Here is an 11,879-nt window from a genome sequence, read left to right on the forward strand (position 1 = left end):
GCCGTTCTCCTGCAACGGGCCTGCCGGCGACGGCAGGCCCGTGTCGTTTCCGGGCGCGGGTAACAGGCGTGGGCACCCCCGGGCCCGGCGGCGCGCTCGCGCGGCTGTCATAATGTCGGGTCCGGCGGCCGGTTCGGCCGCTATCGTTTGATGTGGAGCGAGGGTTCATGTCCGACCTGTTTCAAGTCGAGCCGCGCCGCCCGCTCGCCGAGGCGCTGCGGCCCAAAACGCTCGCCGAGGTGATCGGCCAGACGCATTTGCTGGGCGAAGGCAAGCCGCTGCGGCTCGCGTTCGAATCGGGCAAGCCGCATTCGATGATCCTGTGGGGGCCACCCGGCGTCGGCAAGACGACGCTCGCACGGCTCACCGCGCTCGCGTTCGACTGCGAGTTCATCGCGCTGTCCGCGGTGCTCGGCGGCGTGAAGGACATCCGCGAGTCGATGGAGCAGGCGAAGGACACGCTGAACCGCACCGGTCGCCACACGATCCTGTTCGTCGACGAGATCCACCGGTTCAACAAGGGGCAGCAGGACGCGCTGCTGCCGTTCGTCGAGTCGGGTCTCGTCACCTTCATCGGCGCGACGACCGAAAACCCGAGTTTCGAAGTCAATTCGGCGTTGCTGTCGCGCGCGCAGGTGTACGTGCTGAAATCGTTGAACGACGACGAGATGCGTCAGTTGCTCAAGCGCGCGCAGGAAATCGCGCTCGACGGCCTCGCGTTCGACGACAAGGCGATCGACACGCTGGTCGGCTACGCGGACGGCGACGCGCGCCGCTTCCTGAACCTGCTCGAACAGGCGCAGACGGCGGCGACGTCGGCCGGGGTCGCGACGATCGATGCCGATTTCGTCAGCAGCGCGATGACGCTGAACGCGCGGCGCTTCGACAAGGGCGGCGACAACTTCTACGACCAGATTTCGGCGCTGCACAAGTCGGTCCGCGGCTCGAGCCCGGACGGCGCGCTGTACTGGTTCTGCCGGATGATCGACGGCGGCGCGGATCCGAAGTATCTCGCGCGGCGCATCGTGCGGATGGCGTGGGAAGACATCGGGCTGGCCGACCCGCGCGCGTTGCAGGTGGCGAACGACGCGGCCGAGACCTACGAACGGCTCGGCTCGCCGGAAGGCGAACTTGCGCTCGGGCAGGCCGTGATCTATCTCGCGTGCGCGGCGAAGAGCAACGCCGGCTACAACGCGTTCAACCAGGCGATGGCGTTCGTGAAGCAGGACAAGTCGCGCGAGGTGCCCGTGCACCTGCGCAATGCGCCGACCAAGCTGATGAAGGAACTCGGCTACGGCCACGCGTATCGTTACGCGCACGACGAGCCGAATGCGTACGCGGCCGGCGAGACGTACCTGCCGGACGGGATGCGCGAGCCGCGCTGGTATCAGCCGGTGCCGCGCGGGCTCGAATCGAAGATCGCCGAGAAGCTCGCCTGGCTGCGCGAGCTCGATCGCGAAGCCGGCAAGAAGGACTGACGAGGCCGCGCGGGCCGGTTCGGCCTGCGCCTCGCGGACGCGTCAGCGCTTGCGGCCCGGCTGCTGCTTCCAGTATTCGAACGGTTCTTCGTGGCATTCGATGTCGAGTTCGGCGATCCGCGCGTGCAGGCGCTCCTGCGCGTCGGCGATCGCGAGGTTGTAGATCGCCGGCGCGATTTCCTGGACGAAGAAATGCAGCAGCGCGCCGGCCTGGATGTTGCCGATCGGCTCGTCCATGTTCTCTGTGAAATAACGTTGCAGCGACGCGATCGCACGGTCGCGTACATCCTTGTCGAGTTCGATGGTCATCGGATTCCCTGGCGTGCTGTGATACGGAGCCGGCGCGCCGCCTGAATCGGTTGGCGCCAGCCGGCGCGGGCGGTTTGCGATCCGCCATGGCGCGTCGCGCGGCAATTCGCCGGCCGCCGACGCGCAGACCGGCAATGCGATACTGCCATGCTCGCTCCATTTGCGGCATTGTCCGTCCGGACGGTGCCGTGGCGGCCGCGCGGTGCGTTAGAATTCCCGTCTTACACAACGATTTTCCAAGTCCTCCCATGCTCGACATCCAGTTGCTGCGCAAAGACCTCGACGGCGTCGCCAAGCGCCTCGCCGATCGCGGCTACACCCTCGACGTCGCCGCGTTCTCCGCACTCGAAGCGGAACGCCGCGCGATCCAGACCCACACCGAAGAGCTCCAGGCGCGCCGCAACAGCCTGTCGAAGCAGATCGGCGCGATGAAGGGGAAGGGCGAGGACACGTCGGCCGTGATGGCCGAAGTCAGCGGGATCGGCGACGACATGAAGGCGTCGGAAGCCAAGCTCGGCGAGATCCAGGCGCGCCTGTCCGACCTGATGCTGGGCATGCCGAACGTCGCGCACGAAAGCGTGCCGGTCGGCAAGGACGAGGCCGACAACGTCGAGGTGCGCCGCTGGGGCACGCCGCGCCAGTTCGACTTCGAGGTGAAGGATCACGTCGACGTCGGCACGCCGCTCGGCCTCGATTTCGAGACGGGCGCGAAGCTCGCCGGTGCGCGCTTCACGATGCTGCGCGGCCCGATCGCGCGCCTGCACCGCGCCCTCGCGCAGTTCATGATCGACACGCACACGCAGCAGCACGGCTATACCGAAACGTACACGCCGTACATCGTGAACCCGGAGATCCTGTACGGCACGGGCCAGTTGCCGAAGTTCGCGGACGACATGTTCCGCGTCGAGAAGGGCGGCGCGGAAAACACGGTCACGCAATACCTGATCTCCACGTCCGAGATTTCGCTGACGAACACCGTGCGCGAGTCGATCGTCGACGGCGCCGCGCTGCCGATCAAGCTCACCGCGCATTCCCCGTGCTTCCGCTCGGAAGCCGGTTCGTACGGCCGCGATACGCGCGGGATGATCCGTCAGCACCAGTTCGACAAGGTCGAGATGGTGCAGGTCGTCGCGCCGGAAACGTCGTACGCGGCGCTCGACGAGATGGTCGGCCACGCGGAAGCGATCCTGCAGAAGCTCGGCCTGCCGTACCGCGTGATCACGCTGTGCACGGGCGACATGGGCTTCTCGGCCGCGAAGACGTTCGACCTCGAGGTGTGGCTGCCCGCGCAGAACACCTATCGCGAGATCTCGAGCTGCTCGAACACCGAGGCGTTCCAGGCGCGCCGGATGCAGGCGCGCTTCCGCAACGCGCAGGGCAAGCCGGAGCTCGTGCATACGCTGAACGGTTCGGGTCTGGCGGTCGGCCGCACGCTCGTCGCGGTGCTGGAGAATTACCAGAACGCGGACGGCTCGGTCACGGTGCCGGAAGTACTGCGTCCGTACATGGGCGGCATGGAGCGGATCGACGCGCCGGCACAGACGTCGTAACGCGGGTCTTTCGAAGCCCTCGCAAAAAAATTTGCAGAAAGGGCTTGTCAGCCGCGAAGTGATCGTCTTATAATCTTTTTCTCGCGGAAACGACCAGCCGCGAAATGCAGTAAGGAAGGAGAGGTGGCAGAGTGGTCGAATGTACCTGACTCGAAATCAGGCGTACGGTTTCCCCGTACCGTGGGTTCGAATCCCACCCTCTCCGCCAAAATACGAAGCCCCTTGATCCGGCAGGATCAAGGGGTTTTTCGTTTTGGGCCGGCGGCGCGCCCGGATCGGGTCGCATCTTCGATGCAGCCCGGCTGCATGATGAACACCATCGCCCCGTGACGAACCGGTCGTCGGAAGTCCTGACAGTCGTTGCATGGCTGCCGCACCGCGCACGCGTGCAAAACCGGCAGCCGGTGCGCCCACCAGTTTCTACGCAGCCCTCACAGAACCATCACGCCGCCGCCGGATACTGCGCCAGCACCCTGTCGCGGATCGACGGCTTGATGTTCGACTGCGCCATGTCGCCGCGATAGTGGGCGACGACGCGCGGGTTCATCACGCGATACCAGAGCGGCGGCACGTACGCGAACAGGATCATCGTCGCGTAGCCGGCCGGCAATTGCGGCGCATCGTCGAAGTGGCGCAGCGCCTGGTACGAGCGCGTCGGATTCGCGTGATGGTCGGCGTGTCGCTGCAACTGGTACAGGAACAGGTTCGTGACGACGTGATTGCTGTTCCACGAATGCTGCGGCGTGCAGCGTTCGTAGCGGCCGCTCGGCAGCTTGCGACGGCCCAGCCCGTAGTGCTCGACGTAGTTCACGACTTCGAGCAGCGACGCGCCGTAGACGGCCTGGATCACGAGGAACGGAATCACGACCTTGCCGGCCATCGCGATCGCGATGCCCCACACGACGGCGGTCATCGCCCACGCGTGCAGCACTTCGTTGCGCCAGGTCCACGGCGACTGTCCGAGCCGTTCGAGGCGCGCCTTTTCGAGCCGCCACGCCGAGCGGATGCTGCCGGTCACCGTGCGCGGCAGGAACGCCCAGAACGACTCGCCGTAGCGCGCGCTCGCCGGATCCTCGGCCGTCGCGACGCGCACGTGATGGCCGCGGTTGTGCTCGACGTAGAAGTGGCCGTACGCGACCGGCGCGAGCGTGATCTTCGCGAGCCAGCGTTCGAAGCGGTCGGTCTTGTGCCCGAGTTCGTGCGCGGTATTGATCGAGATCCCGGTCGCGGCGCCGAGCGACAGCGCGAAGCCGACATAGTCGTACCACGCGAGCGCATGCGTGCCGACGATCCACACGCACATGAAGAACGCGACGTATTCGACGAAGGTCGCGAGATAGACGATGTACCGGTAATAGCGCTCGCGTTCGAGATGCGGCACGACGGCCTCGGGCGGATTGTCGCGATCGTCGCCGATCAGCGTGTCGAGGATCGGGATCACACCGAACGCGAACAGCGGGCCGAACCACCAGAACACATGCAGGCCCGTCGACAGCGCGAGCTGTGCAGCGAGGATCGGCAGCGTGATCGTCAGCGCGCCGAGCAGCCACAGGTAACGCTTGCCATCCGACCAGCCCGAAGCCGATTCGTCGGTCATTGCCATTGTCTCCCTCCAGTCGGCCGGCCCGCGGGCGGCCGCATGCAAGATTGTTCGAATCCTCGTGGTCCGCGACGTGCGCGGCGGCCTCCGGATCGTCGCCCGGTTCTGCCTGTTATACGACCGGTGCGCGCGCTTGCCAAACGCCGGCGCTAGGCGCGGCGCTCCAAACGGCGCGGTGCGCGCACCGCGCGCCGGGAAGGGCCGACACGCGCCGATTGAAACATACAGGCGAGGGCGGATCGACCCGCACGGAGCGTCGCGTTCGTCGGATGAATGGCCCGGCGCGCGGCGAGCGCATGCCGGGTGATGGGGCTGCAACAAATGTTGCGTCGCAATAAAGACGGTGACGAAGGATTGGCACAGCGTGTTTTTCGTTTGCTTATATTACGCAGCATTACGGCCACCGCGCGGCCATTCAGCGCGACTTGAAACCGGGTGGCCATGCATGGCAAGGAGAACGAGGCGATGCGCCAAGCGAGGGCGGCACGTTCACCGTCCGACCGCCTGCGTCGATGCACCGATGCTGCACCTGCACACCGATCGGCGCGTGTCGTCGCTGATGACACCTGCTGCCTTTCGATCCGCGCCGCCATTTGAAAATTACGATTTGACTCATGCCCCGCTTTCGGTTGAAGCTAATAGCTTGCTGTCCGAAGGGGGCTGTGCCTGCATGAGTTCGACCTTGACCGTTCGTCGTATCGCTGCCGATCAGGGCGGCGTGTATCGCGAACTCCGCGCTGCATCGCTGCGTGAGCCCTACGCGCCCGGCGAAGCGCCGGAGGCCGAATTGCTGACCGTCGAAGCGGACGCAGCGTCGGCGATCGCCGCGCAGCGCGCCGTGTCCGACGAGTCGACGACTTTCCTGCTGTACACCGAAGGCCATCCGGCCGGCATGATCGGCGCGTATTTCGATAACACGCCCGATCGGCGCGCGTTCGTCAGCGAATTGTGGGTCGCGCACGCGGTGCGTCACCTGCGCGGCGGCGTGCTGCTGCTGGAGACGGCCACCGCGTGGCTCGCCGAGCGCGGCGCCACCGACGTCTACGCATGGATCGCCGATGCGAACCGCAACGCGATCCGCTTCTACGAGCGCGCGGGTTTCGGCAACACCGGCGAACATGCGCCGATCGCCCGGATGCCCGGCGCGATGAAATCGCTGTTCGTATCGCAGGTGAAGCACTGACGCGACGGCGAAACGCCAGCCGCCCGGCGCGATGACAGCCCGGTCGCCCGCCTGCCTGCCCCCTGCCGGTCGCGCGTCCGCCCGGGCCGCCGCGACCCCGAGTCCCAAAAATAATGGCTGCACGCGTGGACGCCTGTAAAATACGCAAAAATTTTTTGCAGAGTGTCCATGTCGCTTAAAAAATCGCCATTCTTCGAGCTGCGCAGCGGATCGGTCGATACGTTGCTGTTCACCGTGAAGACGACCGATCTCGATGCGTTGCGTACCGAACTGGTCAAGCGCTTCGAAGCGACTCCCGAGTTTTTCGCCGACGATGTCGTCGCGATCGACGTCCGCCGCCTGGCTGACGGCGAACGCGTCGCGCTCGCGGACATCCGCCAGATGCTGAACGACGTGCGGATGCGTCCGGTGGGCGTCGTCGCACTGGCAACGCAGGGCTGGGCGGGGGAAGCCGGCCTGCCGTTGCTGGAGGCGCGCGATCGCCGCGCGCCGGCCGCGAAACCTGCGGACGAAGCGGAACCGGCGGCTGTGCCAGCCGTCGAGGCCGCCGCCGCTCCGGCAGCCGCAGCGGCGCCCGAACAGTCGTCGGACCCCGCGCCGACGCTCTTGCAGGCCGGTGGCCAGACGCTGGTGATCGATCGGCCGTTGCGTTCGGGGCAGCAGATTTACGCGAAAGGAGACCTCGTGGTGCTCGCGCCGGTCAGTCACGGCGCGGAAATCATCGCGGAAGGCAATATCCACATCTACGCGCCGTTGCGCGGCCGCGCCCTCGCGGGCGTGCACGGCAATCACGACGCGCGCATTTTTTGCACGTGTCTCGAACCGGAACTGATTTCGATCGCGGGTATCTATCGAACGACCGAGAACCCGCTGCCCGCCGACGTACTGGGCAAATCGGTGCAGATCCGGCTCGAAGAGGAAAAACTGATGATCGAACCGCTGCGCCTGACGTGATTCACGCGGTGCGCTCCGGATCGGTCGGCTCTCATTGACGAACACAGGGTATTGGGTAAATGGCAAAAATCATCGTGGTGACCTCGGGCAAGGGCGGCGTGGGCAAGACGACGACGAGCGCGAGCTTCGCGTCGGGTCTCGCGCTGCGCGGCCACAAGACGGCCGTGATCGACTTCGACGTCGGCCTGCGCAACCTCGATCTCATCATGGGCTGCGAGCGTCGCGTCGTGTATGACCTCGTGAACGTGATCCAGGGCGAAGCGAACCTGAACCAGGCGCTGATCAAGGACAAGAAGTGCGAGAACCTGTTCATCCTGCCGGCGTCGCAGACGCGCGACAAGGATGCGCTGACGCGCGACGGCGTCGAGAAGGTGCTGAACGACCTCGTCGCGATGGATTTCGAATACATCGTCTGCGATTCGCCGGCCGGTATCGAGGCCGGCGCGCTGCACGCGATGTACTTCGCCGATGAAGCGCTGATCGTCACGAACCCGGAAGTGTCGTCGGTGCGCGACTCGGACCGCATTCTCGGCATCCTGTCGTCGAAGACGAAACGCGCGACGGAAGGCAAGGAGCCGATCAAGGAACACCTGCTGATCACGCGTTACAGCCCGAAGCGCGTGAGCGAAGGCGAGATGCTGTCGCTCGAGGACATCAGCGAGATCCTGCGCATCAAGCTGATCGGCGTGGTGCCCGAGTCGGAAGCCGTGCTGCACGCGTCGAACCAGGGTCTGCCGGCCGTGCATATCGACGGCACCGACGTCGCGGAAGCGTACAAGGACGTCGTCTCGCGCTTCCTCGGCGAGGACAAGCCGCTGCGCTTCACCGATTACCAGAAGCCGGGCCTGCTGCAGCGCCTCTTCGGCAGCAAGTAACGGAGGCCGCCCATGTCCATCCTTTCGTTTCTCCTCGGCGAGAAGAAGAAGTCCGCATCGGTCGCGAAGGAGCGCCTGCAGCTCATCATCGCGCACGAGCGGGTCGGCGGCCGGCCGCCGGCCGATTACCTGCCGGCGCTGCAGAAAGAGCTGGTCGCGGTCATCTCGAAGTACGTCCATATTTCGAACGATGACATCCGCGTGAGCCTCGAGCGCCAGGACGATCTCGAAGTCCTCGAAGTGAAGATCGAGATCCCGCAAGCCTGACGCTTGGCGCGTGTCCCTCCGCACGGCGGCGTCCGCCGCCGTGCGCGTCTTACGCCCTGTTGCACTTTCGGGCACGCCGTAACACGGCGCCTGTCGGCCGTAATCGACCTTCCCGCATTGAACGAATACGCTCGCGTGACTTGTTCAACCAGGAGGTTCCGATGGCTGTCCCTACCGTTTCCCGTCGTATCGTTTCGCTCGCGCTGTTTGCCGCGGGCCTGTCGGCCGTCGTCGCCCCGTTTGCCGCGCAGGCCGACGAGATTCTCGTCGGCACGCCCGTGGTCGCGCCGCAGGGCCGCATGGTGATCGCGGAGCCGGTCGCCGTGCGCACCGAGGAAATCGTCGTCGTCGCGCCGAATGCGCCGCCGCCCGTGCGCTACGAGGTCGTACCGGCCATGCGCGTGGGCTATGTGTGGGAGCGCGGACACTGGCGCTGGGATCATGGCCGCTACGTGTGGATCGGCGGCCACTGGGAAACCGAGCGCGTCGGCATGCAATGGGTGCCGGGGCATTGGGACCAGCGCGGTCCGAACTGGTTCTGGACGCGTGGCCACTGGGCCTGATGGAGGCGCGCGATGAAAAGAACCGCAATTGCCATCGCGCTCGTCGCGATCACGCTGGCCGGGTGCATCGTCGTGCCGGCGCGGCCGGTCTACTACCGGCCGGCGCCCGTCGTGATCTATTGAGCGTCGCGCGGGCCGTGCTGTTGCGCCGGACCGTTCGCGTCGGTCGCAGCCGGTCCGGCATCGTGCGGCGCCGGCGCATGCGCGGCGCTGTCGGCTGCCGCAGCGGCGGCCGGCTCGCTGCCATCTTCGTCGCGCAGCGTGTCGAGCGGATCGGCGGGGGCCGCGTTCGCGTCCTGGGGTTCGGTCACATCGGTCACGTTGCTCGCAGCGGACGCAGCGGTTGCCGCGGCCGGTGCGGCGGCCGCGACGGGCGGCGCGAGATAGCGCTGCGCGAGCGTTTCGTAGAGCGGCGGCGCGAAAAAGCGCGAGACGCGGCTCGATACCAGTGCGGTCGCCATCAGCGAAATCACCAGCGCATGACCGTTGATCATTTCCATCACGATCACGAACGACGTGATCGGCGACTGCGTGACGGCGGCCAGATAGCCGACCATCGCGAGCGCGATCAGCATCGGCAGGCTCATGTTGGTGAACACCGCATGCAGCAGATTGCCGAAGCCGGCGCCGATCGACAGCGACGGCGCGAAGATCCCGCCCGGGATGCCCGGCAGATACGACGCGACCATCGACACCATCTTCAGGAACGGATAGAACACCGACAGCTGCTGGCTGCCGTCGAGCAGGCCGCGCGCTTCGGCGTAGCCGCTGCCGAACGTCGTGCCGCCGGACACGAGCCCCACGACGGCGATCGCGAAGCCGCACAGCGCGGCGAACGTGACCGGCCGCTCGCGATACAGGCCCAGCAGTTGCCCGGGCAGCCAACGCCCCGTGTTGAGCAGCAGCCAGCAGAACAGGCCGCCCGCGATGCCCGTCACGATCGCGGTGACCAGCACCGCGACCGCCAGCAGTTTCGGGAAATGGAGGCCCGTGTCGATCGTGCCGAAATACGTGTAGTTGCCGTTCAGGCCGAGCGCGACCACGCCGGCGAGGATGATCGCGGTGATCAATACGCCGCTGGCGCGCGCGGAGAAGCTGCGGGTCAGCTCCTCGATCGCGAACACGATGCCGGCGAGCGGCGTATTGAATGCGGCCGACAGCCCGGCCGCCGCGCCGGCCAGCACCAGCTGGCGTTCGATCTGCGCGTTCGAGCGCGGGTAGAAGCGCCGCAGGTTGAACATCAGCGCCGCGCCGACCTGTACCGTCGGCCCCTCGCGACCGATCGTGAAGCCGCCGAGGATGCCGAGGAACGAGATCAGTACCTTGCCGAACAGGATGCGCAGCGTCAGCAGCCGGGCGCCGAATGCGCTCGGGCGCGCATGCAGCGTCGCGATCACCTGCGGGATGCCGCTGCCCTCGGCGCCGCGGAAGAAACGGCGCGTGACCCACACCGACATCGCGGCGATCGCCGGCGTCAACAGCAGCGGCAGCCAGACGGCGTGATCGCGCATCGCGCGGAAAGTCTCGTAGCCCCAGTCGATCAACCGGGCGTACAGTACGGCGGCGAGGCCGACGACGATCGCGCCGAGCCAGAAAACACCATATTGGCGCCAGATTCGCAGCGAGCGGCGGGTGAGGGCGGGGAACAGCGAAGGAAGGGCGGGGCGCGGCATTGGCTCGGGCCGGAGGCAAAGAATGAATTATAAAAAGAACCGGATGCCAGCGGGGACGACAAACGCCCGCAAGGCGCGACAAAAATTCACAAAAGAGATGCAATTTGTTGCAAATGTAATGTTGACGTAATGTATGCGCACCGCAACCGTCGTTAGCATGCCGAATGGCCAGTCAGGAATACCCGCACATCGTGAAACGCATTCTTATCGTAAAAGTGACGTCGCTCGGCGACGTCGTCGAGACGCTGCCCGTCGTCGCCGACCTGCATCGCGCCTTTCCCGGCGTGTCGGTCGACTGGGCCGTGGACGAATCGTGTGCGGAGATCGTGCGCTGGCATCCGGGAGTGAGCACCGTCCTGTGCGCGCCGCTGCGCCGCTTCAAGAAAATGCGCAACGCCGGCGACCTGAAGGCGATCTCGGCCTCGATCGGTGCGCTGCGTGCGCACCGCTACGACGCGGTCATCGATCTGCACGGCGTCTACAAGAGCGCGATCATTGCGGCGCTGGCGCGCGCCGGGCGCCGCGTCGGTTACCGGACCCCGGATCTTGGCGAGACAGGGGCGCGTTTCGCGTATTCGCATCGTTTTGGCCCGAAGCCTGCATGCGATGCGTGGCACGGCATGCGCATCAGCGCGGGCGAAGCGCTCGGCTATGCGCCCGAGGGTATCGCCTCGTACGGGATCGAACCGCCCGACGTCACGTTGCCGCCCGCAGTTACCGAGGGTGCGCCGTTCATGCTGCTGTTCCACGCGACGTCGAATTCCGACAAGAAATGGCCGACCGGCCATTGGGTTGAACTGGCTACCCGGATGATGGCGCGCGGCTTGCGCGTGCTGCTGCCATGGGGCTCGTCGTCCGAGCATCGCGACGCGCAGGAGATCGCGATGCAGGCGCCTGGCGCGGTCGTGCTGCCGGCCATGTCGCTGGGCGAACTCGCCGCGACGATGAGCCGGGCGGCGCTGGTCATCGGTGTTGATACGGGGATGGTGCATCTGTCGCACGCGCTGCGGCGTCCGACGGTGATGATTTTCGTGGCCACCTCGCGCGCCCACTTCGGCATCGGCGGCGCACCGCACGCGCTGTCGATCGGTGAGTCCGGCGCCGCGCCGAGCGTGGACGACGCGATGAAGGCAATCGATACCGTGGGACCGGTCTACGACGTGTTGCCGGTGCGGGCGGTAGCCTGACGGCTGCCGGGCGGAGTTACGCCAGCAGCGCCTCGACCGTGACGACGGCGGCGATCGCCGCGAGATTCGCCAGCAGCGCCTCGAACACGAGGCCGCGCCAGGTCTTTGGCCGGAACCGCAGCGCGAGCAGCAACGCGCCACCCAGCGCGAGCGCGAGGATCAGGACGAGGTCGGCATTGGCGAGGCGGATATTCATCGCGGCGGCTCCTTGTCGGGGCGGGACCGGGCGCGCGACGACGC

General features: G+C 66.3%; 12 protein-coding genes and 1 tRNA gene. 9 read left to right on the forward strand and 4 right to left on the reverse strand.

Annotated elements, in window-relative coordinates; all coding sequences use genetic code 11:
* Positions 1 to 167: 167 nt before the first annotated feature.
* On the forward strand, positions 168 to 1,478 hold the full coding sequence (locus tag H0X90_RS13090; protein WP_006486630.1) for a replication-associated recombination protein A: 1,311 nt from the start codon (positions 168 to 170) through the stop codon (positions 1,476 to 1,478).
* Between the two features lie 42 nt (positions 1,479 to 1,520).
* On the opposite strand, the gene H0X90_RS13095 is transcribed toward H0X90_RS13090, so the two are convergent.
* Positions 1,521 to 1,787, reverse strand: coding sequence for a DUF2164 domain-containing protein (locus H0X90_RS13095; RefSeq protein ID WP_006486638.1), 267 nt, complete (start codon positions 1,785 to 1,787; stop codon positions 1,521 to 1,523).
* Positions 1,788 to 2,035: 248 nt separating this feature from the next.
* On the opposite strand from H0X90_RS13095, the gene serS reads away from it, so the two are divergent.
* Positions 2,036 to 3,337, forward strand: coding sequence for a serine--tRNA ligase (serS, locus tag H0X90_RS13100; protein ID WP_006486625.1), 1,302 nt, complete (start codon positions 2,036 to 2,038; stop codon positions 3,335 to 3,337).
* Positions 3,338 to 3,454: 117 nt separating this feature from the next.
* A tRNA-Ser gene (locus H0X90_RS13105) sits at positions 3,455 to 3,545 on the forward strand.
* A gap of 234 nt (positions 3,546 to 3,779) precedes the next feature.
* Here H0X90_RS13105 and H0X90_RS13110 read toward each other — a convergent pair.
* A complete protein-coding gene (locus H0X90_RS13110; protein WP_006496590.1) occupies positions 3,780 to 4,940 on the reverse strand; it encodes an alkane 1-monooxygenase in 1,161 nt (386 codons plus the stop codon).
* A gap of 556 nt (positions 4,941 to 5,496) precedes the next feature.
* On the opposite strand from H0X90_RS13110, the gene H0X90_RS13115 reads away from it, so the two are divergent.
* From H0X90_RS13115 to H0X90_RS13135, 5 genes are all read left to right on the forward strand, one after another.
* Positions 5,497 to 6,120 (forward strand): GNAT family N-acetyltransferase, encoded by a 624-nt coding sequence (locus H0X90_RS13115; RefSeq protein ID WP_227739793.1) that lies wholly within the window; start codon positions 5,497 to 5,499, stop codon positions 6,118 to 6,120.
* A 168-nt stretch (positions 6,121 to 6,288) separates the two neighbouring features.
* Entirely contained in the window at positions 6,289 to 7,074 is a 786-nt protein-coding gene (gene minC / locus H0X90_RS13120) for a septum site-determining protein MinC (protein WP_006496586.1), read from the forward strand.
* 59 nt (positions 7,075 to 7,133) lie between these two features.
* A complete protein-coding gene (gene minD, locus H0X90_RS13125) occupies positions 7,134 to 7,949 on the forward strand; it encodes a septum site-determining protein MinD (protein WP_006486674.1) in 816 nt (271 codons plus the stop codon).
* A gap of 12 nt (positions 7,950 to 7,961) precedes the next feature.
* Positions 7,962 to 8,216: a cell division topological specificity factor MinE gene (minE, locus tag H0X90_RS13130; protein WP_006486661.1), complete on the forward strand. Its 255-nt coding sequence runs from the start codon at positions 7,962 to 7,964 to the stop codon at positions 8,214 to 8,216.
* A gap of 161 nt (positions 8,217 to 8,377) precedes the next feature.
* Complete coding sequence (locus tag H0X90_RS13135) at positions 8,378 to 8,779, forward strand: YXWGXW repeat-containing protein (RefSeq protein WP_006486632.1); 402 nt, start codon at positions 8,378 to 8,380, stop codon at positions 8,777 to 8,779.
* Positions 8,780 to 8,895: 116 nt separating this feature from the next.
* Here the strand turns inward: H0X90_RS13135 and H0X90_RS13140 are convergent, their stop codons facing one another.
* Positions 8,896 to 10,452 (reverse strand): chloride channel protein, encoded by a 1,557-nt coding sequence (locus tag H0X90_RS13140; RefSeq protein ID WP_077190916.1) that lies wholly within the window; start codon positions 10,450 to 10,452, stop codon positions 8,896 to 8,898.
* A 191-nt stretch (positions 10,453 to 10,643) separates the two neighbouring features.
* Between H0X90_RS13140 and waaC the strand changes: the two genes are divergently transcribed.
* On the forward strand, positions 10,644 to 11,639 hold the full coding sequence (gene waaC, locus H0X90_RS13145) for a lipopolysaccharide heptosyltransferase I (RefSeq protein WP_034201852.1): 996 nt from the start codon (positions 10,644 to 10,646) through the stop codon (positions 11,637 to 11,639).
* A 16-nt stretch (positions 11,640 to 11,655) separates the two neighbouring features.
* On the opposite strand, the gene H0X90_RS13150 is transcribed toward waaC, so the two are convergent.
* Complete coding sequence (locus tag H0X90_RS13150; RefSeq protein ID WP_006486620.1) at positions 11,656 to 11,835, reverse strand: hypothetical protein; 180 nt, start codon at positions 11,833 to 11,835, stop codon at positions 11,656 to 11,658.
* Positions 11,836 to 11,879 lie beyond the last annotated feature (44 nt).

This window comes from Burkholderia sp. 9775_39, assembly GCF_015712225.1.
Taxonomy (GTDB): Bacteria; Pseudomonadota; Gammaproteobacteria; order Burkholderiales; family Burkholderiaceae; genus Burkholderia; species Burkholderia cenocepacia.